At 44.1% G+C, this 25,405-nt stretch carries 27 protein-coding genes; 4 read left to right on the top strand and 23 right to left on the bottom strand.

Annotated elements, in window-relative coordinates:
* Positions 1 to 83: 83 nt before the first annotated feature.
* From ACESR9_RS08210 to ACESR9_RS08195, 4 genes are all read right to left on the bottom strand, one after another.
* Positions 84 to 947, bottom strand: coding sequence for an Rpn family recombination-promoting nuclease/putative transposase (locus tag ACESR9_RS08210; protein WP_373106267.1), 864 nt, complete (start codon positions 945 to 947; stop codon positions 84 to 86).
* Between the two features lie 85 nt (positions 948 to 1,032).
* Positions 1,033 to 1,398 carry a TIGR02328 family protein gene (locus ACESR9_RS08205; protein ID WP_373106266.1) on the bottom strand — a complete coding sequence of 122 codons (366 nt, stop codon included), beginning with the start codon at positions 1,396 to 1,398 and terminating at the stop codon, positions 1,033 to 1,035.
* A complete protein-coding gene (locus tag ACESR9_RS08200; RefSeq protein ID WP_201036841.1) occupies positions 1,399 to 1,776 on the bottom strand; it encodes a YbgA family protein in 378 nt (125 codons plus the stop codon).
* A gap of 107 nt (positions 1,777 to 1,883) precedes the next feature.
* Positions 1,884 to 2,141 carry a SemiSWEET family transporter gene (locus ACESR9_RS08195; RefSeq protein WP_003006102.1) on the bottom strand — a complete coding sequence of 86 codons (258 nt, stop codon included), beginning with the start codon at positions 2,139 to 2,141 and terminating at the stop codon, positions 1,884 to 1,886.
* 289 nt (positions 2,142 to 2,430) lie between these two features.
* Between ACESR9_RS08195 and ACESR9_RS08190 the strand changes: the two genes are divergently transcribed.
* Positions 2,431 to 2,694, top strand: coding sequence for a SemiSWEET family transporter (locus tag ACESR9_RS08190; RefSeq protein ID WP_006596747.1), 264 nt, complete (start codon positions 2,431 to 2,433; stop codon positions 2,692 to 2,694).
* A 369-nt stretch (positions 2,695 to 3,063) separates the two neighbouring features.
* Here the strand turns inward: ACESR9_RS08190 and ACESR9_RS08185 are convergent, their stop codons facing one another.
* From ACESR9_RS08185 to ACESR9_RS08165, 5 genes are all read right to left on the bottom strand, one after another.
* A complete protein-coding gene (locus ACESR9_RS08185) occupies positions 3,064 to 5,049 on the bottom strand; it encodes an FtsX-like permease family protein (RefSeq protein WP_373106265.1) in 1,986 nt (661 codons plus the stop codon).
* A complete protein-coding gene (locus ACESR9_RS08180; RefSeq protein WP_006596750.1) occupies positions 5,050 to 5,808 on the bottom strand; it encodes an ABC transporter ATP-binding protein in 759 nt (252 codons plus the stop codon).
* 15 nt (positions 5,809 to 5,823) lie between these two features.
* Positions 5,824 to 5,952 carry a hypothetical protein gene (locus tag ACESR9_RS08175; protein WP_004219855.1) on the bottom strand — a complete coding sequence of 43 codons (129 nt, stop codon included), beginning with the start codon at positions 5,950 to 5,952 and terminating at the stop codon, positions 5,824 to 5,826.
* 115 nt (positions 5,953 to 6,067) lie between these two features.
* On the bottom strand, positions 6,068 to 7,042 hold the full coding sequence (locus tag ACESR9_RS08170; RefSeq protein ID WP_373106264.1) for a sensor histidine kinase: 975 nt from the start codon (positions 7,040 to 7,042) through the stop codon (positions 6,068 to 6,070).
* A complete protein-coding gene (locus tag ACESR9_RS08165) occupies positions 7,035 to 7,712 on the bottom strand; it encodes a response regulator transcription factor (protein ID WP_070666402.1) in 678 nt (225 codons plus the stop codon). The genes ACESR9_RS08170 and ACESR9_RS08165 overlap by 8 nt, the downstream gene beginning before the upstream one ends.
* A gap of 169 nt (positions 7,713 to 7,881) precedes the next feature.
* On the opposite strand from ACESR9_RS08165, the gene ACESR9_RS08160 reads away from it, so the two are divergent.
* Positions 7,882 to 9,066: a DUF2974 domain-containing protein gene (locus ACESR9_RS08160; protein WP_373106263.1), complete on the top strand. Its 1,185-nt coding sequence runs from the start codon at positions 7,882 to 7,884 to the stop codon at positions 9,064 to 9,066.
* Between the two features lie 242 nt (positions 9,067 to 9,308).
* Here the strand turns inward: ACESR9_RS08160 and ACESR9_RS08155 are convergent, their stop codons facing one another.
* From ACESR9_RS08155 to ACESR9_RS08145, 3 genes are all read right to left on the bottom strand, one after another.
* Positions 9,309 to 12,542 (bottom strand): pneumococcal-type histidine triad protein, encoded by a 3,234-nt coding sequence (locus tag ACESR9_RS08155; protein ID WP_373106262.1) that lies wholly within the window; start codon positions 12,540 to 12,542, stop codon positions 9,309 to 9,311.
* Positions 12,543 to 12,549: 7 nt separating this feature from the next.
* The gene (locus tag ACESR9_RS08150) at positions 12,550 to 13,485 is read right to left on the bottom strand and encodes a metal ABC transporter solute-binding protein, Zn/Mn family (RefSeq protein ID WP_118396918.1); all 936 of its coding nucleotides are present in this window, start codon (positions 13,483 to 13,485) and stop codon (positions 12,550 to 12,552) included.
* A 194-nt stretch (positions 13,486 to 13,679) separates the two neighbouring features.
* Positions 13,680 to 14,942, bottom strand: coding sequence for a DUF6287 domain-containing protein (locus ACESR9_RS08145; RefSeq protein ID WP_373106261.1), 1,263 nt, complete (start codon positions 14,940 to 14,942; stop codon positions 13,680 to 13,682).
* A gap of 248 nt (positions 14,943 to 15,190) precedes the next feature.
* Between ACESR9_RS08145 and ACESR9_RS08140 the strand changes: the two genes are divergently transcribed.
* Together ACESR9_RS08140 and ACESR9_RS08135 are read left to right on the top strand one after the other, a co-directional pair.
* Positions 15,191 to 15,712 carry a DUF2975 domain-containing protein gene (locus tag ACESR9_RS08140; RefSeq protein WP_373106260.1) on the top strand — a complete coding sequence of 174 codons (522 nt, stop codon included), beginning with the start codon at positions 15,191 to 15,193 and terminating at the stop codon, positions 15,710 to 15,712.
* 10 nt (positions 15,713 to 15,722) lie between these two features.
* Positions 15,723 to 15,929 carry a helix-turn-helix domain-containing protein gene (locus tag ACESR9_RS08135; protein WP_003006064.1) on the top strand — a complete coding sequence of 69 codons (207 nt, stop codon included), beginning with the start codon at positions 15,723 to 15,725 and terminating at the stop codon, positions 15,927 to 15,929.
* 259 nt (positions 15,930 to 16,188) lie between these two features.
* Here ACESR9_RS08135 and metG read toward each other — a convergent pair whose 3' ends face one another.
* The 11 genes from metG to recN form a co-directional block, all read right to left on the bottom strand.
* The gene (gene metG, locus ACESR9_RS08130; RefSeq protein ID WP_373106259.1) at positions 16,189 to 18,180 is read right to left on the bottom strand and encodes a methionine--tRNA ligase; all 1,992 of its coding nucleotides are present in this window, start codon (positions 18,178 to 18,180) and stop codon (positions 16,189 to 16,191) included.
* Positions 18,181 to 18,340: 160 nt separating this feature from the next.
* Entirely contained in the window at positions 18,341 to 19,033 is a 693-nt protein-coding gene (locus tag ACESR9_RS08125) for a phosphoglycerate mutase (protein ID WP_003012031.1), read from the bottom strand.
* Positions 19,034 to 19,206: 173 nt separating this feature from the next.
* Positions 19,207 to 19,716, bottom strand: coding sequence for a hypothetical protein (locus ACESR9_RS08120; protein WP_373106258.1), 510 nt, complete (start codon positions 19,714 to 19,716; stop codon positions 19,207 to 19,209).
* A 2-nt stretch (positions 19,717 to 19,718) separates the two neighbouring features.
* Positions 19,719 to 20,519, bottom strand: a complete 801-nt coding sequence (locus ACESR9_RS08115) for a hypothetical protein (RefSeq protein WP_373106257.1) — start codon at positions 20,517 to 20,519, stop codon at positions 19,719 to 19,721.
* A 45-nt stretch (positions 20,520 to 20,564) separates the two neighbouring features.
* On the bottom strand, positions 20,565 to 20,693 hold the full coding sequence (locus ACESR9_RS08110; protein ID WP_003006046.1) for a hypothetical protein: 129 nt from the start codon (positions 20,691 to 20,693) through the stop codon (positions 20,565 to 20,567).
* 123 nt (positions 20,694 to 20,816) lie between these two features.
* Positions 20,817 to 21,263 (bottom strand): Fur family transcriptional regulator, encoded by a 447-nt coding sequence (locus ACESR9_RS08105; protein ID WP_080934814.1) that lies wholly within the window; start codon positions 21,261 to 21,263, stop codon positions 20,817 to 20,819.
* 163 nt (positions 21,264 to 21,426) lie between these two features.
* A complete protein-coding gene (locus tag ACESR9_RS08100) occupies positions 21,427 to 21,582 on the bottom strand; it encodes a hypothetical protein (protein WP_004219735.1) in 156 nt (51 codons plus the stop codon).
* 103 nt (positions 21,583 to 21,685) lie between these two features.
* Positions 21,686 to 21,961, bottom strand: coding sequence for a non-specific DNA-binding protein Hbs (gene hbs / locus ACESR9_RS08095; protein ID WP_003006038.1), 276 nt, complete (start codon positions 21,959 to 21,961; stop codon positions 21,686 to 21,688).
* A gap of 110 nt (positions 21,962 to 22,071) precedes the next feature.
* Complete coding sequence (fakB, locus tag ACESR9_RS08090; protein ID WP_118095796.1) at positions 22,072 to 22,905, bottom strand: DegV family protein; 834 nt, start codon at positions 22,903 to 22,905, stop codon at positions 22,072 to 22,074.
* Between the two features lie 89 nt (positions 22,906 to 22,994).
* Positions 22,995 to 23,723, bottom strand: coding sequence for a metallophosphoesterase (locus ACESR9_RS08085; RefSeq protein WP_021152788.1), 729 nt, complete (start codon positions 23,721 to 23,723; stop codon positions 22,995 to 22,997).
* Positions 23,724 to 23,743: 20 nt separating this feature from the next.
* Complete coding sequence (gene recN / locus ACESR9_RS08080) at positions 23,744 to 25,402, bottom strand: DNA repair protein RecN (RefSeq protein WP_373106256.1); 1,659 nt, start codon at positions 25,400 to 25,402, stop codon at positions 23,744 to 23,746.
* Positions 25,403 to 25,405: the final 3 nt, after the last annotated feature.

The following is a 25,405-nucleotide window of genomic DNA, read 5'->3' as shown; positions in this document are numbered from 1 at the left end:
CGTCTCCAGGGTCATATCATAATTTTCTTGAATACGAATACGCTCGTCTATCATGGTCTTCTCCTCCTTGGTCCAGCTAGATCTTACGCTAACATAGATTTGATCTCTTCAATGGATAAGCCAGTCATCTCCGAGACAAGTTCAGGAGTCATCCCTCGTGGGACCATCTCGCATACCAATTGTTTACGACCTTCTTCACGCGCTTCGTCTATCGCTGTTTCCAGGGTCATATCATAATTTTCTTGAATACGAATACGCTCGTCTATCATGGTCTTCTCCTCCTTGGTCCAGCTAGATGAATCCAGCAATGAATCTGCGTGAGCTACAGCCTGACTGGGAGCTTTTGTAAAGGGAAGATTCCCAAAAAATTCCAGCCACTGTCTGCCTGCATCTGTCAGTTTCTCATCTTTATTATACTTGTCTAGCTCTAAAAAGGCAACCTGCAGTAGATTTTGGTGTTTGCCATTTTTATAATAGGCCTTAAGTTGCTTCCCGGACCGGCTATTGGTCAGCCAGTATTTATTGATGGCGGCCTCTTCGTCCAGTAAGAGCAACTTCTCCAAAATTGCAATCCCATAGACGGGCTCCATCTGCTCGTACATCTTATGTGTCTGACCTTGCTGGCGCAGTTTTTGCACATTTTCCACCAGCTGATTGGCCAAATAGTAATGGAACTGATTCAAGAAATACTGCTGCTTGCGAATCTGGATCTCGATAATCACTTCGGCCCCGTCATGGAGCTTGGCTCTCACATCCACAGCAGTGGAGAACAAGTCATCCTCCTCATAGGCCGTGCTGTGGGGCTGGCTTCCCTCCACAATCTGAGCATCTGCCACATCTAGCTCCAAAATATCTCGAATAAATGCTGCCGTCACCTCCGGCAAACTAAAAATCTTCTTGGCCATGATATCCAAGGTCGGCGATACATGCGCATGTCTCTTTTGCATCCCAGCTCCTTTTCGATAAAAAATATTTGAAGCATTTTGATGGGATTTAGCGTAAAAAAACGAACCTGGTCTGGTCCGTTTTTTCTTAATCTAATTGAATCCCTTTTTCTGCTAGATTGTCTAAGCATTCTTGGAGGTAAGTATCCTGGTGCTCGGGATAGATAGGAGTGCTCAAGGCTTCTTCTTCCAGCTCTGGGTAGGCTGGGCAGGTCTTGCCTCGGTAGGTAGGCTCCCACCACTCTGGGCTAACCTTGTAGCCACGATCAGTCATCTCCTCCATGATCAGGCGGTGATAGGCATAGAGGCGATAAGGCGAGTAGTCAAAGACATAGTTGACCGTCGCGTGCTTCTTGCCCCAGCCATTGCCTCGAAGGGCGCAGCATTCCCGGTGTTGGCCCAGGAGCTGGGGACGAGGGAGTTTGCTAATCAAGTCTTGGTGCCACAGTCTCATCTATTGACCTCCTAGTAGTGTCGAGTCTTGCAAGTAGCGATTGGGGTAGCGCTCTAGGAGCGTTTGGATCCCCTTGATGAGATCCTCTTGGCTAGCTTGGCCATGCTGGTACTTTTCAAGTAACAACATGAAGTCGGCCTTTTCTTCAGGAGTCGCCTGCTTTTTGAAATAGCCCCAGATATGCTGGAAGGCATTGGAGACCTGACCACGATTTTCTGGCAAGGCCAGTGCTTGCTGGATCAAGCCTTCGACGTGGCTGACCTTCACCTGGTCTTGCTTGAGGTATTCCCGGATCTCCTTGTAAATGTTGCTGGAATGACTCAGCACCAGGTATTTATTTTTCGCCCATAGGACTTGACAGTGATGTTTTTGATCCACTCTTGTCTCCTTTTGATCTTCTCTATGAATAGTCCTCCCATTATACCATGGAAATGAGTGAAGTCATAAAAAAAGAAGCCAGACTTTTGTCCAGCTTTTTTAATTAATTACAAGGCTGTGATGGCTGTGATCAAACCAAAGATGATCCCTGGTGCATTGGCTGCAGCAAGTGGAATATCGCGTTCTTTTTTGAAGAGTCCGTAGTAAACCCAAAGGCTACAGTTGATGGCTGCGACAAGGGGTTGAACAAAGTTCCCTTTGTGACCTGCGAGGTTATCCATGATTTGTGGGAAGTAAGACACATACATCATAACAGACATAAAGGTCGCAACCCAACCAAGAATTTTCATTTGTTTTTCATTCATTTTGAAACTACCATTTCCTTTTCTTTTTTTAAAGTATGCACTATTCTACCTTTTGTCCTTTACAAATTCAAGTCTTTTTTTCAAATGTTACCGAACTGTAAAGTGTCACAATCTTGTGATTTTGCAGGAAGATGGATTTCTTTTCGAGAGAGTCTTCTCTCTAGTTGCCATTTTTTTGACACTTTGTCTAATTCTTTTGCAAATGTGATCGTTTTCATTTTGCGTAGCATGCAAATTAATTGCATTTTCTTCCTACTTATGCTATTTTAATACACAGAGGTAAAATTTTATGAATAAACAAAAAATCAACAAAATCGTTGGCTCGATCGGTGCCTTTATTGGGATTATCGTTTTCATTGCCTACATCCCACAAATTATTGCTAATTTACAGGGAAATAAGGCCCAACCTTTCCAACCCTTGTCAGCTGCTATTTCTTGCTTGATCTGGGTCATTTATGGTTGGACAAAGGAACCTAAAAAAGACTGGATTTTGATCATTCCGAATTCGGCAGGTGTCATCCTAGGGGGATTGACTTTCCTTACATCACTTTAATAGAAAGTGAACAAAGACTGAACTCTACGGGTTCAGTCTTTTTTGTGTATCCCTTTGAAAAACAAAAACAATCGCAGTCGGTTTTCGTACAAAAAAGCCCGCTATGAGCAAGCTAAAAAAATTGACAATTCTTTTCTTTGAATAACCTATGCTGGATTATTGTGCAAAAATATCCAAATAATATCTGATTATTATTAGAGTATATTGAAACTTTCCGCTGTGAGAAAAGTGCCTGAAATAATCATGTTTCAGGCACTCGGAATTATTGAGACCTTAGGCTCAATAATTAGTCATGGAACTTCTTCGAAGTTCGCTGACGTCCGTACTCACCTAAGGAAAGTTTCTAATTTGATTCGAGCTTCTCTCTCCTTATATCTGCACAATCTTACGATAGCTCCGAGAGGTGATCCAAAAGACGATCAAGTAGGTGATGAGAAAGACAGCACAGACACTGAGGGTCACGACGAGGACTTGGCCACTATTGATGACACCGAGCACTTTGAGAATGAGGCGGATCATATGGTAGGCAAAGGCCAGGTGGACAAAGGCAAAGATAAGAGGGAGGAAGAAGACGGTCCGCACTTGACGGTTGATGGTCCGTTTGACCTCGTGTTCATCAAGCCCCACCTGTTGGAGGATGACGAAGCGATCACGGTCTTCATAGCCTTCTGAGATTTGCTTGTAGTAAATGACGATGACCGTTCCGACCATAAAGATCAGTGACAAGAAAATCCCGATAAAGAAGATGCCACCAAAGAGGCTATTCAACTCTGCCACATCATTGGCTCGGTTACCTCCATAGATAAATGTTCCTTGACCCTGTTGGCTGCTCAATTCATCGATCATCTTGTCATAACTAGCTGCTAGCTTGAGCTGCTGGTCTTCATCGACATTGACATTGAAACCACCGTAGATATTGGTATTGATGGCAAGATTTGGAAACTGGGCGACAAAGGCTGAGAGGTCAGGCACGATCAGGTAGTTGAAATCCTCCGTCAGCATATTAAACTGATTGGGCACGTGATCGGTGATAAAATCCTTGCTCACTTCTTCCTTGACTTGGAAGTCATGCCCGTTGATAGTAAACTGCTTTTGCCCCTTAAGAGCCTCGTTATGGGCAAAGAGGATGACTTGGTTGCCTGTCAGATCGACTTGTTCGCCTGTCATGTGTTCATAACTAGCTACATCAAAGACCATAAAGACAGTTTTAGGAGTGACGCTGCGTTCATCAGCTGGATAGACGGTGAAATCTGTGCCCTTTTGTGATTTAACCCCAAAGTTGGCATAGGTCATCAGGTCACGATTATTGATCTCAAGATGATGCTCAGAAGCAAATTCATCAAATTTCTGATTGATCTGCTCCAGATCGACCCCTTTTCCTTGGACAGAGAAATCATGAGGCGCCATGATTTTCTTGACCATTTCGCTACCGACATAGATGTTGGTTGCTGCAGAGATGGTTACCAGCACCATGGTCGAGAGGATGGCAATGGTCGCAAGCCCCACTGCATTTTTCTTCATGCGATAGATGAGGTTAGAGACCGAAATCATATTGTTGGGCTGGTAATAATAGCTCTTCTTTTTCTTAAGCAGATGCAAGAAGACGGTGATCCCCGCATTAAAGAGCAGGTAAGTCCCGATCATGACCAAGATAACCGCTAGAAAGAAGGTCACAAGCGCAATGATAGGGTCTTTGACCGACAAAGCTAGGTAGTAGCCAAAACCAAGAGAGGCTAAGCCCAGGATGGTTTGGGGCCACAAGAAGCGGGCTTTCTTTTCGCCACTAGCCTTCTCACGAGTTAGTTGCAGGGCATTCAAACGGAGAATGCGCCAAGCATTGAGAAGAATCAAAAGTCCAAAGATGAGACCAAAGGTGACAAAGACCAAGATGACAATCCCAGGTTGGAAGGTGGATACTAGCTGTACCTTCATCTTCATGAGTTTTAAGAGAAAGGCAAAGATCAGCTTGTCAAAGAGGGCTCCAATCAAGACGCCGGCTGAGATAGTCAGCAAGCCAAAAAGCAAGAGTTCCTTGAAGATCATGCTGATAAGATGGCGTTTCTCAAGGCCGAGCATGCTGTAGATGCCCAGTTCCTTGGAGCGGTTTTTCATGACGAAGCTATTGGCATAGAGCACGATGATAGCTCCCGCGGCATTGACCACGAAGAACCCCAAGCTGAGAGTGAACACTATGGAAGAGCCCCCTCGAAGCTCGGAAATGCGGGGATTAAAAGTCAGGGAGTCAAAGAGGTAAGCGATGGTCACTGCGAGAATGACCGCAATCGCAAAGGGATAATAGAGCTTGCGGTTCTTGATCAGATTGGAGCAAGCTAGTTTAGTGGTTAATCGAAACATCTACTCCACCTCACTTGCCATGACCGTCAGAGTATCTGAGATTTCTTGGAACATCTGACGCTCTGTTTTTTCCCCGCGGAAGATCTGGTTGTAAAGGATCCCATCCTTGATAAAGAGCACGCGCTTGGCCCGAGCTGCTGCTGCGGTTGAGTGGGTCACCATGAGAATGGTTTGACCCATGGTATTGATGTCTTCAAAGACGTCCAGCAACGCAGCCGAAGACTTAGAATCCAGCGCCCCTGTTGGCTCATCAGCCAGGAGGATTTCTGGCGAGGTAATGATGGCCCGCGCTACTGCCACCCGTTGCTTTTGACCCCCAGAGATCTCGTAGGGATATTTTTCAAGCAGTTGGTGGATGCCCAACTCCCGACTCACGCTATCGACCTTGCTCATCATTTCCTTGACCGGTCTGCGAGAGAGAACTAGAGGGAGAAGAATATTGTCCTTGACAGACAAGGTATCGAGTAGGTTGAAGTCTTGAAAGACAAAACCTAGTTTTTCGCGACGGAAGCTGGACGCATCCTTGTTCTTGATGGTTGAAGTATCGGTGCCGTTGAGGTAAACCCGTCCTTCCGTCGGCTGATCCAGCATAGCCAGGATATTGAGGAGAGTTGATTTCCCGGATCCTGATTCTCCCATGATGGCAACGTACTCCCCTTTTTCAACAGTGAAGTGAATATCCTTTAAGGCTTCAACCTGCGTCCCTTGAAAGCGGGTTTTGTAGATTTTTTTGATGTGTTGAACGTCTAGCAATGACATACTTTTCTCCTTTTACTAGTAGATCAAGAAAAATTCTTGGGTTTGTTGCAGGACTTGGAGACCAAATTCCGTCTTTTCCAGATCGGTTTGCTCATTTGGTTTCTTAATCTTTTTAGGTTGTTTCATCCATTTCAAGAGTTTCATTTTCTTGACCTCCTTCATTTGATGAGACTATTGTATAAAAAATAAAAGGCGGCTACCATAACCTAACCTTTCATTTTGACGTTTATTTCTTACATTTTTGTAAGATGGGGAAAAACTAATCCATGACCAACTTCTTTTCTTCAAAGTGAATGGCAACGGTCGTGCCTTGGCCAACCTCTGAGTGGAGGGTGATCTTGTGGCCCAATTGCTCTGCAATTTTCTTAGACAGATAGAGCCCCAGCCCTGAGGATTGCTGGGTCATGTGGCCATTGTAACCGGAGAAGCCCCGCTCAAAGACGCGGAGGACATCGCTATTTTTGATTCCAATCCCGCTGTCTTTTATATAGAGAGTTTGGTCTTTGAAATAGATCTCTATTCCACCTGTACTGGTGTACTTGAGGCTATTGGACAAGAGCTGCTCGATGATGACCAAAAGCCACTTGCGATCGGTAATGACGGCGACATCCAAATCATGCAGGTTCACTGTCAAGTTCTTTTGGATAAAAAAGAGGGCATATTTGCGGACCACTTCTTTGATCAAGTCCTCTAGCGACACGCGCTTTAAGACCAGATCGTCATGGAAACTCTCCAGTCGCAGGTACTGCAGAACCAGATTGGCATAGGAGTCAATCTTGAAAAGCTCCTGCTCCATCTGCTGCTTGACAATGGGCGTCTCGACATCTTGCACCAAGAGCTGACTAGCCGCAATGGGCGTCTTAATCTGGTGAACCCAGAGGGTATAGTAATCCATCAGGTCATTGAACTTGGCCTGGGCTGTCTTTCCTTCCTCCAAGCGCGCCTGCTGTTCTTCCGTGTATTTTTCATAAAGGAGGTGTTCCAGTGGTGAGGCAACCTCTATTTCCTCATAAAGTGCGGCTTTGCGGTAGTCCTGAAAGGTCATGGCGAAATCCCAGATCAAGACACAGAGGGCAAAAAAGCCTAGCACTAGGGTCGCATAGAGAAAAACCGTCCCCGTCTCTGGAAAGAGATAGGCAAAGACCCAATCGACGATCAAAAAGATGACCAATAGATAGAGTAGGCGCCTGCGGGATACCACATACTGCCAGAAAATCGTTCCAAATTTATTCATGGGTCAACCCGTAACCGATGCCTTTCTTGGTTTCGATGAAGTTTGACAAGCCAGCCTCTTCTAATTTCTTACGAAGGCGGGCCACATTGACAGACAAGGTATTGTCATCAATAAAGAAGTCGCTATTCCAGAGCTCCTTCATCATGTCATCACGCGCCACGATACTGCCTGCATGCTCAAACAGGACGCGCAGGATCTGAAATTCATTCTTGGTTAGCTTGACGACTTCCCCTTCATACACCAAGTCTGTGGACTTGAGATTGAGGATGGCTCCCCGATGCTCCAGCAGATTTTGATCTGTCCCAAATTCGTAAGAGCGGCGCAAGAGCCCTTGGACCTTGGCAAGGAGGACATTTTGGTCAAAAGGCTTGGTGACGAAGTCGTCTCCACCCATATTGATGGCCATGACAATATCCATGGCTTGATCCCGTGAAGAAAGAAACATGATCGGAACCTTTGAAACCTTGCGAATTTCCTGGCACCAGTGGTAGCCATTGTAGAGAGGCAGACCAATATCCATGAGGATCAAGTGGGGATCACTTTCGACAAAGATCCCGAGGACATCCATAAAATCCTCTACTGCGACCACTTCATAGCCCCATTGTTCCAATAATTGTTTGACCTGTTGGCGGATAATTTCATCGTCTTCCACTAAGAGAATTTTATGCATGGCTTTCTTTCCTTCTTTTTTTCTTCTTCCTATTATAACAGATTAAGAAGCAGAGAAAAAGGCTGTTTCAGAGGGAAAGAAGAACTGGCTCCTACTTTCTTGATGGGAGGCGCTTTTTCTCCATCCATTTTTGTGCTATACTGAAAGAAATAAGACACGGGAGGCACAGATGTCGACTATTTTTGATTACCTAAAAGAAGTGACCTACGATTCCATATATGACCGCCCCTTCAAAGAACTGGATGTTCTCGCATTGACAGAGCTGACCTATCTGCCCTTTGGACACATTGTGCCTCAAGGAGATACAACAGGGATTCCAGTGCGCCTGTCTGATGCGATGGAACTGATCGATCGGACTACCGATTTTATCGTGAGTAACCAGCACCTGCAATTAGTCGATGAGTTGGCTAGTTCAAAGCGCTTTAAGAACATCAAACTCCTCAACTATGTCGATGAATACGATCCCGATGTGCAAAAACAGTTTGCGGCCATGACTTATCGGCTTAGTCTGGATGCGTATTTGGTCGTTTTCAGAGGGACGGATGATACCTTGATCGGCTGGAAGGAAGACTTCCACATGACCTATATGGACCATGTTCCAGCTCAGAAGCGCGCAGCCAGCTACCTGCAACATGTCATGAAGGAATTTCCAAAAGGACGTTTCTTAGTAGCCGGTCACTCCAAAGGGGGAAATCTCGCAACCTATGCCTGCTCGTATCTACCTGATTCCTTATTTGAACGGGTCGACGCGATCTACAGCTACGATGCTCCTGGCCTCAACAAGTCCATTATCGAAACCGAAGGCTACCAGCGCACGTCCCCAAACATTCGGCGCTTTGTCCCTCAAGGGTCCATTGTTGGCATGATGTTGGAAGTGCCAGAACCGACGACCATTGTCAAAAGTCACGCCTTTGGTGGTTTTGCCCAGCACGATGCCTTTACTTGGGAAATCAAGAACTACAGCTTTGTGACCGTTTCTGAAACCAGTCCAGATAGCCAGCAGACCGATCTGACCTTGAAGCAATGGGTTCGCGAGACCTCGGCAGACGAGCGCAAGAAGTTTTTTGACACCTTTTTTGGCATTTTTCTGGATGCCGGCATCACTTCCATCAATGACCTAACCGATCTCAAGCAGCTAGCTAAGGCCAAGGAAATCCTCCAAAATGCTCAAGATTTGGATCCGACCGAGCGAGAAATGCTGGAACGTCTCGCTAAACAACTCATCGACACCCGGGTACAAGCTTGGAAAAAATGGCAGACGGTGCCTCGCATCCTGGTTCAAATGGCCGCATTTTTCAAGCGAAAAAAAGCAGTCGAGCTTTCCTCACCACTGCTCCTGGAGCACAAGGAGTGAGGCTCAACTACTGAAAAAAGAGACCACTTCTTCTATTCACTAGAACGCAAAACGAGGCTGGGACAAAAGTCCTAGCCTCTTAATTATCTTTGGATTGTCGAGCAAGACGCAGTGGTTGAGTGGGCTCTACTACGCTGATTTCATCAGCTTTTACAGCCCTACTCAACTGTGCGGAGGTGGGACGACGAAATCGAATTCTAACGAATTACCGATTTCTGTCCCACTCTCTTTTCTATTTTCTATTAGTTCTGAGGAGATGGAGCATCTGGCGTGCTTGCTTCTGTTACAGCTGCGCTTGCAGGCTCTGTTTCTGTCTCAGTGGTGGCAGGCCTGCTTCCTTCTGAAGCTGTTGCTTCTTTTTCCACCGGAGTTTCTGTAGCGACAGGCGTTTCAGCTGTAGAAGCTGGTTTCCCCGCTTCGTTTGCAGATGGCGCAGCTGCCAATTCTGCCTGGAAGGCTTGGATGGCCTGTAGTAAGGCTGCTTTATCACTCTTTGGATTAGACAATTGGTCAAAGAGAGCTTCTAAGCGATCAAATACAGCATCACTAGCTCCCTTGTCCTGCAATTGTTGGTGTAGGGCCATCAATTGGTTATAGAGCTGTTGATAAAGAGCGACATCCCCAATTTGAGGTTCTTCGGTTTTCTTTTGTTTTTGCTTTTCAATGGTATCACTGATTTCGCGTAGAAGTGCTTCCCCACTTGAAATAGCCTTGTCTGGATCAGATTCTTTTCCAAGTTGAGCCAAGCCTGTTTCAAAAGCCGTTCGTTTGCCTTGGTCTTCGACTTGTGGCAAGAGCGACTGGATTTGCTCTAAGAGAGCTGTCAAAATCTTGTTCTGTTGACGGGCTTCTGTTGCCTTATCCAACTCTCCATACAAGCCTTTGAGGAAATCATAAACTGCTACGTTGTAGGATGGGGTTTGACTTCCTTTTTGATCCAAAACTGTTTTTTCAATAGGATAGGTTTGGCCTTTTTCTTGGGAGAAGAGCTGGTCAATAGCTTGCTTAGTTTGGTAGAGTTCCATAAAGTGAGACTTGGAATCCCAAGCTTCTTCAAAGGCTTGAGCTCGGTAGAGCTTCAAGGCTAGATCTGCTGCCTTGGTGCGGAGTTCTGGTGTCAAGCGCGCATCGCTCAAGCTTTGGTAGAAATACTTGAGGTAATCGACCGATGTCACACCCGTCCGATCTTGCATCTCCTGAACAGCTTCTAATAGCTTCCCTTCCTGCTCTAAACGCTTGCTGTCCTTGGCAGTATAGGCTTCCTGCAATTGAGAGACCAACTCTTCCTTCTTCAATTGGAAGGCTTCTGTGTCTAGCAAGCGCACTTGTTCCAGCAATTCTTGGTAACGACGATCCAAGGCTGTCTCTTCTTTTGGTTTGACCGCTTGGGTCGCATGAATGTACTGTGCATCAACCTGTTTGAGACTGGCTAGATAGCCCTCTGTTGAGTTACTTGGGAAGCTCTTGACATTTTCCAAGAAGTGACCCAAGATCAGCTCAATCCGTCTTTGTTGCAATGGATCAGAAGCATAGAGGCTGCGGCTTTCTGCTAAGAGCTGGTTGACCTTGTCCTCTACGACTTTCTTGTCCAAGTCTCCTTTTTTGTAAGGAGATTGGATGGTTGGAAGACGGTGGGCTAAGTAGTCTGCTAGTCCTGCTGAACGTACCTTGATATAGTGGTTGTGATCGCCATGCGGGATAACAAACTGACCATTTTCAATCTGGAGGCTATATGGAGAAATCCCTGAACGAAGCGCTGTTGCATAGAGTTCATTGATAAAGTCTAGTTCAGGATTGCCAGTTTCAAGTGGGATGCGGACATGTTCCTTCCGAACGGCATAAGGATGGATGTGGGTCGGATCGTATTCTTGGTCTGGATTGTTAAAGACAAAGAAACCATTGGAAATCTTAATGGCCTCACGAGGGACACCATAGGTCTTACTGATGTACTGGATCTTTTCCTCATCTGAGGCATCGCGAGAATAGGTCGCAACGTCATCTGTCAGGGGCTGACCCTTGTCTTCTTCTTTCTTACCAGCTAGAGTTGCCTCTGCTGCTGCAATCTCTTGAGGAGAAAGATCCTTTTTATAGAAATAATGGGCATGGTTGCCATGAGCAACCATATAGCCTTCCTCATCCTTGCTGATGACCTTGTCTGCGTGGAAACCATGATCGTGCTCCTCTTTGTGATCGTGACTGTCGCCATGCTCATGATCAGGATCAACTGGTTTTGTGCTTGGATTTGAAGGTAAGCTTGGACTTCCTTCTGTTGGACTACTAGTTCCTTGAGCACGAAGCAATTGGAATTGCCGCACCAACTCACGTTCTAAAGGAGATAGGGAGCTGTATGGGATAAAGTGGAAATGATCCCCGTGAGGGTAGACAATCCCTTGATCGGTCCACTTGGTGATCTTACTTGGATCAAAAACAGAACCATCAGACTCCACATGACGAGAAGACAGAGGTGTTTTTTGCAATTCTTCCAGCAGATTGCTCAGGTTTGGACTCGGTTTGGAAGTAGCCGGTTTAGAAGTCGTTGGGGTCGTCTGTGTAGGGGTTGGACTAGCAGACGGCTGACTGCTAGCTTGTTTTCCTAAGCATGGAGAGGCTTGATTTGGAGTCCCTTGATTCTTACCTGCTTCTACACTTGGGCTAGCTAAGTACGAGCTTCCAGCCTGGTGGCCACTATGACCGCCTAAGGCAGAGAGGGCTGCTGCTAACTCGCCAGCAGATAAGGCACTCTTTGGAATATAATGGTAATGTCCACCATGGGGCACAATGAAGCCATCCCCTGTATCTGAAATGACATCTCCAGGGCTAAAGACATAACCATCGTCCGTACGATAGCCTCCTCCTGAATGGTTTTTAGCAGTCAGCGTTTCAAGGGTCTTCCCCTCTTTTAGCGCTTGACTAGGTTGACGGAAGTCACGGGTTTTGCCTGCCTTGTGCGAGGAGCTTGCCTGTACCGATCCCGTTTCCCCTTCTTCTTTAGCGCCTCCTTTTTGTTGTTGAGCGATCTCTTCGATCGAGCGCACATTGACCGTATGCTGCGCATCCTTTAAGTAGAGATAGTATTTACCAGCGCGTTTAATGATATAGCCATCCTTGACCTTGCTGACAATATCAGCTTCTTGGAGCTGATAGGTTGGATCTCGCAAAATCAACTCCTCACTAAAGATGGCATCAAATGGGACCTTACCACTGTAGTAATGAAAATGATCTCCATGAGAAGTGACAAAGCCGTCATCCGTAATCTTGATGACAATCTGCTCCGCCTGAGTCTTTTCCTTGGCATTGACTGCTTCGATGCTGTCTTCCTTTTTGCTGGAGGCAGTCGATGACGCTTTCTTTTCTGCCTGTAGATACTGAATCTGATTCTTTTTCTCTTCCTTAGCTTGTGGTTGCTGACTGAGCGCATAGGCACAGAGCCCTATTCCCAAAGTCGCTACCAATCCAATCGTTCCCTTTTTCTTCATCCTTGATTTACTCCTCTAATTCCTTGGCTAAACTCGCCATATTTTCTTCTAAATTTTCTAATAGATCCTTATCGTTTTGCGGATCAGCTTCCAGTGGATCCAAAACCTTGACACGCGCCCCTGTTGCCTTGGCGATACTATCTGCCACTTTTGACGACGTGTGCTTTTCCACAAAGATCGTTTTTACCTTGTAGTCTTTGACAAACTGCTGGATCTCCGCCAATTGCCGAGCGGTCGGTTCTTGCTCTGGGGAAATCCCTGCAATCCCTAACTGCTTGAGACCAAAGCGTTTGGCCAGATAAGAAAAGGCCGTATGCTGGGTCACAAAAGTCTTTTGCTTGGCCTTGTCAAAGAGAGGCTGGTAGTGGGCTACCAGTTCCTCACAGCGCTTTTCAAGCTTTTGAGCATTGGCCTGATAGAGTTCCTTGTTCTTTGGATCGATCTCTCCCAAGCGTTTGGCGATGATCTTTCCTTCCTCTGCGATTTTTACAGGATCCAACCAAGTATGTGGATCATACAAGTGCTTGGCTTCTTTTCCCTGACCAGCTTCGACATCCTCTAATCCAGCCACCTTATCAAGGGTCATTCCTTGGCTACCTTCGATCACTCGCAACTTGGAACCTTGAAGATTGGGATCTAAGCGACCAGCCCAAGATTCCAGGGTCTGAGAATGATAGACAAAAACATCCGCATCATAGATCTGGGCCACTTCTTTGGTGGAGGGTTCATAATCATGGATCCCTGCACCGGACTGAACCATCCAGATGTCATTTTGATCGCCAGAGATTTCCTTGACCAGGGCATAGATAGGATAAAAACTCGTGACAATTTTAAGACCTTTTTTAGAAGGGGGCTTGCCCGCATTTCCTTGACTTCCACAAGCTGTCAGTAGAAAGAAACCGAGAAACAAGAGTCCCAGAACCTTCATTTTTCTCCTTATCATCCTTCACCTCTTTTTCATTTTTATTAACCAGTTCATTAATCGGTTAATTAACTAGTTAATAATACTGCGAATCATTTGCTTTGTCAAGCCTTTTTTACATTTTTTTCCTTTTAATGTTAGGAACTAGCATTATGCAAATAGATAGCTGCCTTTTAGACAGTAAAAAAGTTTGAGACAAAGCTGTCTCAAACTTTTTATTGACGGTAGAAATATTGATCAGCCGGGTAGTTGCCTGCAGATTGAGTGACCACTAGACGTGGCTTGCTGGTATCAGACTGGTCTCCATCCGGATTTTGGAAACCGATTTTCAGAAGTCCAATCGCAGCACCGGTCTCACCCATCTTCATCTCAACATAAGGGATCTTGCTCTTCTTATCCGAGTCCGCAACAGCCTTGAGGCTACCTTGGCCCTTGACTTTTCCGTCTGCTTGGATGACGATTTCAGCTCCCTTGCCATTGCGCCAGGTTCCAACTAAGCTTGAGAAGTCTCCTCCGTTAATGGCCGCAATATCCAAGTCTTTCTCTTTTTTCGGTTGCGGATAAGCTTTCCACCACTCTAAATGGTAATCACGGTAGGCCACGTCACCAAAGAGAATCCGACGTTCTTGGGAAGCTACTCCATCTGGACCTGTCACACCCGCTGGGATTAAGTACAAGGTTTGCTCTTGCCCTTGGATCGCAGTCCCATTTGCCCCAGTGAAATAAACTTCATAATAGCCTTTTCGCTTCTTGGGCTCTTTTTCTTTATTGAATAAGTAACTTGCCCGAGTGCCTCCACTCCAGAAAGTCCAGCCAGTCTCCCCATTTACAATACTTGGAAAGGCGTTGGTCTTATTTTGGTAATATTCTTCTGGAGTATAGCCATAAAGTTTAAAACCGGAATCTGCGATTTCCTTTTCATAGGTATCATTGGAATAAGCACCTTCAAACGGTGAGAGATTGCCATCAAGGACGACATCATTTGGATCTGTCGATTTGAAAAAATCCTCCCGATTGGCAAAGACCATCTCGTGGTCGGGATTTTTATCAGACATGGTGACCGTGATCAAAGGCTTCTTATCTGTCTTGTATTTGAAGATACGAACAGTGACTGTAAAGTCTGTATTACCATCGGACTTTTTCATCTTGCCTGTCGAAACCTTGTTAGACCCTTCGACCTTCCAATCCGTACTAAATTCAGCGGATACCTTGCCGTCAGCCGTTTGGTAATCGATCTTCCAGGACTTGCCCTTTTTCTCGATTTTGGCTTCATCCCGTTCATTGGAGACATAGTCACCACTCAGGTCAATAGTTTTTTCCTTTGGCTTAGTGGCCTTCTTACTGGTCTGGTTAAATTCCTTTTGATGGTCTGGTTGGATGTTGGAACTAGAGTAGAGATAGACTCCACCGATCAGAACAACTGCTCCGATAAGCCCCAAAATCGGCCCCAGGTATTTTTTCTTCCACTTAAGATTCATTTTACTACCTCCATGGAATAAGATCTTTACACTAGTATACCCTAAATCGAAAGTATAGTAAAATTCCCCTCTATGTAGTGGTTTTCCATGTTTGAACTGACTAGTTTTAGTAGAAAATACCTGTTTCTCAAAAACAATATTTTGTTTATCATTATTTTTTTATCGTTTTTCGATACTTTTTTATTGACTAATTTTTTATAAGGAGTATACTATAAGTGAAAAATAAATAAACTTCAAGGAGGCTTGCGATGAAAAACTCAAAAACCTTAAAAAATGTCATTGAAGTCTTAACGGCTTTCATTTACTTCTGTGGCTTTATGACCGTGGCTGCATTGGTCGTCCATCTGCTTTCCCGCATGGGCCTTTTCAAAGATCTCATTCAATCAGGTCGCTTGTCCTTTGATGCGAATGGCATCCAGCTCTTTCCCCAACATCCACAACCTCTCTGGCAGCTGCTCTTCCCACTAGCCTCAAGCGCTATCTATATTTTTCTTCTCATCACCATTCGTAGCTTCCTCCAAAATCTCTACCAAGAAAAGATCTTTTCTCACTCCAACATTGATCTTTGCAACCGAGCTTGGAAGATTCTCTTGGTCTTGTCCTTTATGTCTGGCACACTTGAAACCAGTGGAAATGCTTATCTCCTTCCCTTCACTTTCCAATTTACCTTTAACACAGGGCTTCTCCTTGCCGTTCCAATCGTCTGGGTCTCTGGCAAGATTTTAGAGAGAGGTATTGAGATTGCTGAAGAAAATGAGCTAACCATTTAAGGAGGTTGCCATGATTATCGTCAATCTAGATGTCATGCTAGCCAAGCGAAAGATGAAATCCAACGAGCTAGCCGACAAAATCGGCATCACCACAGCCAACCTCTCCATCCTCAAAACCGGCAAGGCCAAAGCCATCCGCTTTACCACCCTTGAAGCCATCTGCAAAGAACTCGACTGCCAGCCAGGAGATATCCTAGAATACCGGCCAGATGAATAGAAACTGTAATCGGAGACTTTCCTTAGGTGAGGACGGACGGTAGCGAATCCCTTTGGGATTCCATACCTAAGATTTGAGCCCACTGTCTCAAATCTTCCGAGAGTCTGAAACGAAAATGTTTCAGACTCTTTTCTCACTGCGGAAGTCTCCATTAATATTCATTACTAATAGGACTCATCTCTATCCTTGTAAAATTCAATGATGGGAACTATATCAATACAACAAAAGCACTCCCACGGGAGTGCTTTTTTATATATGTTTAACCAATAATGCTTCCATTTGGAACAGATGGATCAACAGTTAAGACTGTTAATTGATCTCCATGTTCAGCTGAAAGAATCATGCCTTGGCTGACGTATTTTTTCATCATCTTACGTGGTTTGAGGTTGGCCACGATTTGGAGTTTCTTGCCGACCAATTCTTGTTCATTTGGATAGAATTTTGCGATACCAGAGAGGATTTGACGGTCTTCGCCATCTCCTGCATCTAGGCGGAAGCGAAGCAGTTTGTCTGATCCTTCGACGCGTTCCACTTCTTTGACTTCTGCTACACGGATTTCAACCTTGTCAAAGTCTTCAAACTTGATCTCGTCTTTTTCAGACTTGAGTTCTACTTCTTCTGGAATCCATTCTTTTTCTTGTGGTTTTCCAGCAGTCATTTGAGATTGGATGTAGGCAATTTCTTCTTCCATGTCGAGACGTGGGAAGATTGGAGTTCCTTTGGCAACCACTGTGACATTTTCAGGGAAGCCGGCTAGGGTCAAGTTTTCAAGATCGAAGTCCAAGCCCAATCCAAGTTGTTCCATGATGGCATTTGAGGTGTTCATCATGAATGGTTGGATCAAGTGAGCCACGACACGAAGGCTAGCTGCCAAGTGAGCCATGACTGCCGCCAATTGTTCCTTGTCACCATCTTCTTTAGCGAGGACCCAAGGCGCTGTCTCATCGATGTACTTGTTGGTCCGAGAGATGATGTTCCATACGGCTTCCAAAGCGCGTGGGTAATCAACCGCGTTCATTTGCTTGTGGTATTCAGCGATGTTTTCTTCAACTACCTTAGCCAAATCTGCATCAAATACAGTAACATTTTCGACATAAGCTGGAACTTGACCACCAAAGTATTTATTGATCATGGCAACCGTCCGGTTAAGGAGGTTTCCAAGGTCATTGGCCAATTCATAATTGATACGAGCCACGTAGTCTTCTGGTGTGAAGGTACCGTCTGAACCAACTGGCAAACTGCGCATGAGGTAGTAACGGAGTGGATCCAAGCCGAAGCGTTCCACCAACATTTCTGGGTAGATGACATTTCCTTTAGACTTAGACATCTTGCCGTCTTTCATGACAAACCAACCATGGGCAATCAAACGTTCTGGCAATTTGATATCCAACATCATGAGAAGGATTGGCCAGTAGATCGAGTGGAAACGAAGGATGTCTTTTCCAACCATGTGGAAGACCGTTCCGTTCCAGAATTTGTCAAAGTTTTCATGATCTTCTTGACCATAACCAAGAGCTGTCACATAGTTAAGAAGGGCATCGATCCATACATAGACCACGTGTTTTGGATTAGATGGAACTGGAACTCCCCAAGTAAAGGTGGTCCGAGATACTGCCAAATCTTCCAAACCTGGCTCGATGAAGTTTTTCAACATTTCATTGAGACGACCATCTGGCGTGATGAAATCCGGTTGGGATTTGAAAAATTCAACCAAACGGTCTTGGTATTTGCTGAGGCGAAGGAAGTAAGATTCTTCAGAAACCCATTCTACTTCGTGTCCTGATGGGGCTACCCCACCGATGACCTTGCCATTCTCATCACGGTAGACCTCAGCCAATTGGCTTTCTGTAAAGAACTCTTCATCAGAGACTGAATACCAACCAGAGTATTCACCAAGGTAGATGTCGTCTTGCGCCAGTAAACGTTCAAAGACGTGAGCCACCACTTTTTCATGGTAATCGTCTGTCGTACGGATGAATTTATCGTATGAGATATCGAGTAATTGCCAGAGCTCTTTCACTCCAACGGCCATCCCATCTACATAAGCTTGCGGCGTAATACCAGCTTCTTCTGCTTTTTGCTGGATCTTTTGACCGTGCTCATCGAGACCAGTCAGGTAGAACACATCGTAGTTCATCATGCGTTTGTAACGCGCCAAGACGTCACAGGCAATCGTTGTATAAGCTGAACCAATATGCAATTTACCAGATGGGTAATAGATAGGGGTTGTGATGTAGAATGATTTTGTCATTTTCTTTTCCTTTCAGGGCTAATGGAACCCAATTTAGTAACACTCTATTATAACATTTTTAGGAGACCCTGAAAACCCAAAACCAGCTAGGATCTAAGGAAGACAAGCAAAAAAGCTGACCGAAGTCAGCTTTCTATGATTGATAACGAATCCTGCTATCTTACTTTCCAAGATAGTATTCTTTCACAACGTTCAATTTTTCGTCAAATTCGAATACCAATGGTGGGAAGTTAGGGATTTCCACATCCATGATTTCGTCGTCTGACAATTGTTTGATGTGTTTTACAAGGGCACGGATTGAGTTACCGTGTGCTCCTACGAATACGTTTTTACCGTCTTTAAGAGCTGGAGCGATTTTATCTTCCCAGAATGGAAGGGCACGTTCCAAAGTAACTTTCAAGTTTTCAGCATCTGGAATCACTGAATCGTCAAGTGAAGCATAACGACGGTCAGTGTGTGCTGAGTGTTCATCATCACGGTCCATTGCAGGAGGCAATACATCGTAAGAACGACGCCAGATGTGAACTTGTTCATCACCAAATTGTTCAGCAGCTTCTGCTTTGTTTTTACCAGTCAAACCACCGTAGTGACGTTCGTTCAAGCGCCATGATTTTTCAACTGGAACCCACAATTGGTCAGAAGCTTCAAGAGCCAAGTTAGTAGTTTTGATCGCACGTTTCAATACTGAAGTGTAAGCTTGGTCAAATTCGATACCAGCTTCTTTGATCAATTTACCAGCGTCGATCGCTTGTTGTGTACCTTTTTCAGACAAATCAACATCAGCCCAACCAGTGAAAAGGTTAGCTTTGTTCCATTCAGACTCACCGTGGCGAGCAAAAACCAATTTTACCATTAGATGGATCTCCTTTTTATTCTCCGAGGTTTCCCCCGTTTATCTATTCTATTCTACTAGATTTTCAGTGAAAAATCTAGTGGCGACCATAGAAAAGTGCAATTTCTCACAAAAAAGAGCCTGACGGCTCTGGTTTGAAAAATGAGGAATGTTTATTCTTACGTTGAAACAGCTTATTCTTCTACTTGATTCTTTTCATTTGAACAATTTCGTTGCTCAATCATTTTTCTTAAATCTTTTAAATCACTATAAATATGGACGATATATACTAGCAGACAAAAATAGTATCCAGTTCCCAAGTTATAATAAGATTTTTGAATCGTTAATGAAAATGCAGCATATATCAAAATCACACTACAAGATAGGTAAATCAAAAACGACTGCAGGCTAGCCAAAAATGGATACCCCTTTTTTTCAAAAGAATCATGAATAAAATAGGCTATAACAGGTAAAACAATTAATAGTATGAGAGAAATAATAAAGTAAGAATTCACCACACCTTTAAATTCTTGCCCCCAAAATACTGAGTTGCTTTTCCGAAATAGAAAAACCTGTGAAGTATCAGAATACGAATAATAATGACCATTCAAAAATGGAAGCCCAACAATTGAAAAAATTAGAATAATATACAATACAAGCTCCCAGATTAAACTAAGATTACTTTCTTGTTTTGTTTCTGACATCTTTAACCCCTTTCCTTAATCACTCTGTCTTCAATATCGACCATATCAAAATCCGAATCGGTCACAGTACCTAAGACATAAAGACCATTGGGCAAATTCGATTTTTGTACAATCGCTTGTAATTCATCCTTAAACCGGATATGATCCCTTTTCACACCTTTAGGTAATGTCACTTGAACATATAGGACATCGTGATCTAAAGCTTCTTTTACCGGAAAATCATACCATCCTCCAAGAACAGTCCGTCCGCTCTTCGCCGATTGTTTCTCGTAATCTTCAAGCCAATGTATCCCGCCAGTATAGTTAATATTACTTGAAATACCAAGTTTTAATTCAACCTTCGATCCTTTTAAGATAGAATTTTGATCTATTTTTTTCTTTAATTCCTGCTCCACCTTTTTTCTCTCAGGATTCAATTCTAGGGCTTTTTCAAGAATGGGTACATACGTGCTAGGAGGCTCACTATACATTCCTATTGAATCACCAAGCAATCCAAAACGTCTTTCTTTAGCTACAGGTGGATAATATGGCAAAATGACTTGTTCTAACATCATTTGTTTCTTCAATGGAATAGAGATGACTTTCCCATTAATCCTTTCAGAATAGGTATAATTAGCATTAATCACTAGTTTTGATTCACTTGTAAGCGAAAGGCCCGTGATCCGAACCTCTCCTGAATAATGATTATTCTTGTAGATTTCCTTGATATTTGATTCTAAATTTTTATAAAAACAAATAGTTAAAAGGATAAAAAAACCAACAATGACCAGTAAACTTTTTAGTTTTTCACTCTTTATCTTCATTTTTTAAATCTTTCTATAAGTCCTTATCTCACAAACATTGTTACTCTATCCAACTATATGAGGGGCCGTTTTCAAAAAAAAGAAAGACCATATAGCACCAATCATAAAAATGGTCACTGCTGCTAAGGCATAGACCTGCCACATTTTCCAAGAAAAATTCTCTAGCTTCTTCATCTCGTTCTCCTTTTGTTTGATCGTGAAAGTATATTATATCATGATTTTCCCTATTTTTCTCTCGCTATCCTAGTGTGGCTTTACCATACAAAAAAGAGCCTGACGGCTCTGCTTTCTCTCACATTAATTTTTCTGACAGTCGGGACAAATGCCATAGACCGTCATCTGGGTCTTGGTGATCTGGTAGCCACTTTGACTGGCTACTTCTTCGCGAAGATCTGGGACTTCGATGTCCACATCTGCGATACGACCACATTTTTCACATACCACATTCAAATGGTCATGCCCCATGAAATCAAAATAGGTCGTGGTATCATTGCGAACCTTGATCTCAGAGACAACCCCCTCATCAATCAAAACTTTGATATTGTTGTAGACAGTTGCTAGACTCATGCTTGGAAACTGAGGCAATAAATCGCGATAGATCTTCTCAGCGCTTGGATGTTCATGACTCGCCACTAAATAGGAAAGAACTGCTCTGCGGGTATCAGTAATCCGAATGCCCTTGGCACGCAAATTTTGCAAGACTTCTTCCACGCGCTCTTCTTCATGACGATGCAATGCGTTCACTATGATTCCCCCTTTCCAATATGATTTAATCGATTCGTTACCTTTATTATATCATGTTTCAAAATAAATCACTATTTAGAATGCTTTTAATTAAAAAAAATGGAAAAGCGAGTTTTTGTCCAGTGGACATTGATTCACGAGCCTGAAATAGATTCATCTACTCTCAACCGATCCAACTGGTCATCCAGCGCACGGTTCCTAGGATCATTTTGACCACGAGGATCATAAAGCAAAATTCCAGTACGAACCACAGCCCTTTCAATAGATACAAAATAGGTCGAATAAACAACAAGGCAAAGAGTCCTAAAATGAATCGCATGGTCTTTTCTCTCTCCTTCTTTTTTCCTATTATACCCTTATCCTATAGAGCTGTCCAACAAAAAAACCATCCTAGAAATCTAGGATGGTTTTTCAAAATGCAATTATTTAACTGCTTCTTTAAGAGCTTTACCAGCTTTGAATGCTGGAACTTTAGAAGCTGCGATTTTGATTTCTTTACCAGTTTGTGGGTTGCGACCTTTACGAGCTGCACGTTCACGAACTTCGAAGTTACCGAAACCGATCAATTGAACTTTTTCACCTTTTGAAAGGTATTCTGAAACTGCTGCGAATACAGCGTCAACAGCTGCTGCTGAATCTTTTTTAGTCAATTCTGTAGCTTCTGCCACTTTTGCGATCAAATCTTGTTTGTTAGCCATTTAACAAATCCTCCAAATTTTTTTAGGCTTTACGCCTTAACAGTACTATAATATCTAAAAAAAGCCTTTAGGTCAAGTACTAAACCTGTTTTTTCAAACATTTATTCAGCTTATTCGTAGCGCACCAAAACTGCAAATGCATTCTCACCTGTATGGGTTTGAATAATCGATCCAGTTTCGAGAACAGGGATTGCTTTTTCAACGAGCGATTGCAACTGAGCCTTCATTTCATTGGCCCACTCTGGTGTCCCTGCGTAAGAAATCCCGATCTCAGCTACCTTGCTATGGGAAAGTTTCTCTACCAATTCATCCAACCATTTCTTAAAGGTCTTGTTTCCACGTCCTTTGACGATTGGTTCCAACTGATGGTCCTTCATTTGCATCACCACACGGATGTTAAGAAGCGAGCTCAAAAGTCCGGTAACACGGCCAATCCGACCACCTTTAACTAGATTTTCCAAGGTAGATACGCCGATATACAACTCTGTCTTTTCTTTGACTTCTTCAATACGAGCTAAAACGGTGTCTAGATCTGCTCCTTCTTTAGCCAACTTAGCTGCCTCAACCACTTGGAACTTCATAGCTTGGTCTGTAAAGCCACTATCAATCACGGTCACATCTGCTCCAGATAAGGTTGCCCCTTGACGAGCTGCCTCTACGGTTCCGGATAAGGCATGAGACATATGAATTGAAACGATATGAGCTCCGTCTGCTGCTAACTTTTCATACACCTCCGCAAAGACTCCAACGGGTGGTTGGCTGGTCTTTGGAAGATTTTTGCTAGACTGCATTAAGCGCAAGAAGTCCCCTTCACCCAACTCACTGTCGGAATAAAGGACTCCATCCACCATAACAGAAAGTGGCACAATGGTAATGCCATATTCTTCAACCACTTCAGGCTCAATTGTAATAGATGAGTCTGTAACTATTTTAATATTTGCCATATATTTCTATACTCTTCCTAAGAATGTTCTGCTTTCATTATATCAAAAAACACGGGGTTTTGCAGTGAAAGATATCCATTCCTGCCTTCTCAGTCGTCTGCAGCAGAAAAACCTGTATTATGAAGGACATGGTCATGGACGATGCCTTGATCATCCAAGAGCAATCCATGGAGGACTCCACCAAAGACAGCGCCCCCATCGACACCCATCTTCTGATCTGAAATCCAAAGATTTTCGGTGCCGACTGGCTCATTGAGCAGTCCATAGACTGGTGTATGGCCAAAGACGATCCATTTGCCTGTATGATTCTCCGCTTCATGGAATGGTTTTCGGATCCAGACTTTTTGGTAATCACTGGTTTCTCGCCAATTTTCAAGGGTTAGATCCACACCAGCGTGGACAAAATAATAGGTCTCTGTCTCGTAGTCAAAAGGCAAACTACGGATGAAGGCCACCAAGTCAGGAACGGCATTTTCTACTGCTTGCGCATCTGCAATGCCATCTACAGGAGCATCGAGCGGCCGGCCTAACAGAGAGTTGATGGTCGTATCGCCACCATTTCTTCGGTAGTGGTCATAACGCTCTTCTGGATTGTCCAACCAGGCTAAAAACATGTACTCGTGATTCCCGGAAAGGCAAACAGCTCCGTGATGGTCTACGTAGTCCTTTACGATTTCAATTGATCGTTTGCTGTTTTCGCCTCGATCTATCAAATCCCCTAAAAAGACCAATTGAGCTTTTCCATCCCACTCTGTCATGAGCTCTTCCAGCATTTGTGCTTTTCCGTGAATATCTCCGACTACAAAGTATGTTGACATTGTTTCAAACCTTCTTTCTCTTAACGCTTGAGAAGTTGCTCTGCTTGTTGACGGGCAGCTTCCGTTAGATCCTCTCCTGCCAGCATCTTGGCAATTTCTTCGATTCGTTCTTCTCTATTGAGCAAACGCACAGTAGATACAGTTGAGTGTTCATCACTGATTTTCTCAATATAGAATTGATAATCTGCTGCAGCGATGACTTGCGGCAAGTGAGAAATGGCAAGCACCTGGCCATTTTGACCAATCTTATGAATTTTCGCTGCGATGGCTTGGGCCACGCGCCCAGAGACTCCTGTATCCACCTCGTCAAAGACGATACTGGTTTTTCCTTCTTTTCGAGAAAAAGCCGACTTAATGGCCAACATCAAGCGTGACAATTCTCCGCCGGATGCTACCTTGACAAGGGGTTTAAAGTCCTCACCTGGGTTGGTCGAAATGTAAAATTCGACGGCTTCATTTCCCTCCCGATTAAACTTAGCCTTGCTAAAACGCACTTGGAAAAGCGCCTTGTCCATGTAGAGATCTGCCAATTCTTGCTGGATTTCATTTTCCAAGGCTTGGGCCAAAGTATGCCGCTGATCACTCAAATCTTGAGCCAAGGTGACCAAACTCTTTTCCAAACGTTTGAGTTCTTTTTCCAAGTCCTCAGACGAGAGGTCACTTCCGGTGAGAAGGCTATATTCTTTGGTGATTTGCGCCAGGTATTCTAAGACGTCCTTGACTTGGCCACCATACTTGCGAGTAATAGAGTGGATCAAATCCAAACGCGATTCCACCTGCATGAGGCGATTGCCATCAAACTCCAGACCATCGACCACATCTTCTAAGCGCTTGGTAATATCCTCAAGGGCATAAAAGGTTTCAGATAACTGGCTTGAGAGCTCTTTGTAGCTGGGATCATATTCTTCGATACTTTCCAGATCATTCATGGCTGAGCGAACATTGGAGAGGCTCGAAAATTCTTCTGCATCCAGCATGGTATAGGCATTGGTTAGGGTATCTGCAATCATCTTGTGATTGAGCAGGCGTTGGCGTTCTTGCTCCAGACGCAGGTCCTCATCCACTTCCAAGGCAGCTGCCTCAATCTCTGCAATTTGAAACTCCAACATCTCAATACGGGCCTTGTTTTCCTGCTGGTTGCGCTGGAGTTCCACCACTTGTTTGCGCAGGCGTTTGTAGTCTTCAAAGGTCTGACGATAAGCGTCTTTGGTTTGGAAAAAGGCTGTATCCCCAAATTCATCCAGCATAGCGATATGCAATTGAGGCCGCATAAGTTCTTCCTGATCATGCTGGCCATGGATGTCCACCAGATGTTGCCCAACTGCCTTTAAGACAGACAAATTCACCATTTGTCCATTGATCCGGCTGACACTTCGTCCATTTTGCAAGATCTCTCGGCGAATGATCAATTCATCGGTCCACTCTAGTCCTTGCTCTTCAAAGAGAGCCGTCAAGTGGCGATTGCTCTCAACGGTGAAGAGCCCTTCGATTTCCGCTTTTGGGGCTCCATGTCGGATGACATCCGTCGTTGCGCGGCTTCCCAGCATCATGTTCATGGCATCGATAATGATGGATTTCCCTGCACCTGTTTCCCCTGTCAGTACCGTCATTCCCTTTTCAAAATTTAAGGAAATCTCTTCGATAATGGCAAAGTTCTTAATCGAAATTTCTAATAGCATAGG

It is taken from the genome of Streptococcus parasanguinis, from assembly GCF_964238605.1.
Lineage (GTDB): Bacteria > Bacillota > Bacilli > Lactobacillales > Streptococcaceae > Streptococcus > Streptococcus parasanguinis_AJ.
This window is presented reverse-complemented; position numbering and strand designations above follow the sequence as displayed.

Coding starts and splice junctions, on each gene's coding strand:
- hbs (WP_003006038.1), bottom strand. CDS start 21,961: ATGGCTAACAAACAAGATTTGATCGCAAAAGTGGCAGAAGCTACAGAA.
- ACESR9_RS08155 (WP_373106262.1), bottom strand. CDS start 12,542: ATGAAGAAAAAGGGAACGATTGGATTGGTAGCGACTTTGGGAATAGGG.
- ACESR9_RS08100 (WP_004219735.1), bottom strand. CDS start 21,582: ATGCGATTCATTTTAGGACTCTTTGCCTTGTTGTTTATTCGACCTATT.
- ACESR9_RS08185 (WP_373106265.1), bottom strand. CDS start 5,049: ATGTTTCGATTAACCACTAAACTAGCTTGCTCCAATCTGATCAAGAAC.
- ACESR9_RS08165 (WP_070666402.1), bottom strand. CDS start 7,712: ATGCATAAAATTCTCTTAGTGGAAGACGATGAAATTATCCGCCAACAG.
- ACESR9_RS08085 (WP_021152788.1), bottom strand. CDS start 23,723: ATGTCAACATACTTTGTAGTCGGAGATATTCACGGAAAAGCACAAATG.
- ACESR9_RS08110 (WP_003006046.1), bottom strand. CDS start 20,693: ATGAAGAAGCTAGAGAATTTTTCTTGGAAAATGTGGCAGGTCTATGCC.
- ACESR9_RS08145 (WP_373106261.1), bottom strand. CDS start 14,942: ATGAATCTTAAGTGGAAGAAAAAATACCTGGGGCCGATTTTGGGGCTT.
- ACESR9_RS08140 (WP_373106260.1), top strand. CDS start 15,191: ATGAAAAACTCAAAAACCTTAAAAAATGTCATTGAAGTCTTAACGGCT.
- ACESR9_RS08115 (WP_373106257.1), bottom strand. CDS start 20,519: ATGAAGATAAAGAGTGAAAAACTAAAAAGTTTACTGGTCATTGTTGGT.
- ACESR9_RS08135 (WP_003006064.1), top strand. CDS start 15,723: ATGATTATCGTCAATCTAGATGTCATGCTAGCCAAGCGAAAGATGAAA.
- ACESR9_RS08210 (WP_373106267.1), bottom strand. CDS start 947: ATGCAAAAGAGACATGCGCATGTATCGCCGACCTTGGATATCATGGCC.
- ACESR9_RS08190 (WP_006596747.1), top strand. CDS start 2,431: ATGAATAAACAAAAAATCAACAAAATCGTTGGCTCGATCGGTGCCTTT.
- fakB (WP_118095796.1), bottom strand. CDS start 22,905: ATGGCAAATATTAAAATAGTTACAGACTCATCTATTACAATTGAGCCT.
- ACESR9_RS08125 (WP_003012031.1), bottom strand. CDS start 19,033: ATGGTAAAATTGGTTTTTGCTCGCCACGGTGAGTCTGAATGGAACAAA.
- recN (WP_373106256.1), bottom strand. CDS start 25,402: ATGCTATTAGAAATTTCGATTAAGAACTTTGCCATTATCGAAGAGATT.
- ACESR9_RS08160 (WP_373106263.1), top strand. CDS start 7,882: ATGTCGACTATTTTTGATTACCTAAAAGAAGTGACCTACGATTCCATA.
- ACESR9_RS08180 (WP_006596750.1), bottom strand. CDS start 5,808: ATGTCATTGCTAGACGTTCAACACATCAAAAAAATCTACAAAACCCGC.
- ACESR9_RS08205 (WP_373106266.1), bottom strand. CDS start 1,398: ATGAGACTGTGGCACCAAGACTTGATTAGCAAACTCCCTCGTCCCCAG.
- ACESR9_RS08150 (WP_118396918.1), bottom strand. CDS start 13,485: ATGATAAGGAGAAAAATGAAGGTTCTGGGACTCTTGTTTCTCGGTTTC.
- ACESR9_RS08120 (WP_373106258.1), bottom strand. CDS start 19,716: ATGTCAGAAACAAAACAAGAAAGTAATCTTAGTTTAATCTGGGAGCTT.
- ACESR9_RS08175 (WP_004219855.1), bottom strand. CDS start 5,952: ATGAAACTCTTGAAATGGATGAAACAACCTAAAAAGATTAAGAAACCA.
- ACESR9_RS08170 (WP_373106264.1), bottom strand. CDS start 7,042: ATGAATAAATTTGGAACGATTTTCTGGCAGTATGTGGTATCCCGCAGG.
- metG (WP_373106259.1), bottom strand. CDS start 18,180: ATGACAAAATCATTCTACATCACAACCCCTATCTATTACCCATCTGGT.
- ACESR9_RS08195 (WP_003006102.1), bottom strand. CDS start 2,141: ATGAATGAAAAACAAATGAAAATTCTTGGTTGGGTTGCGACCTTTATG.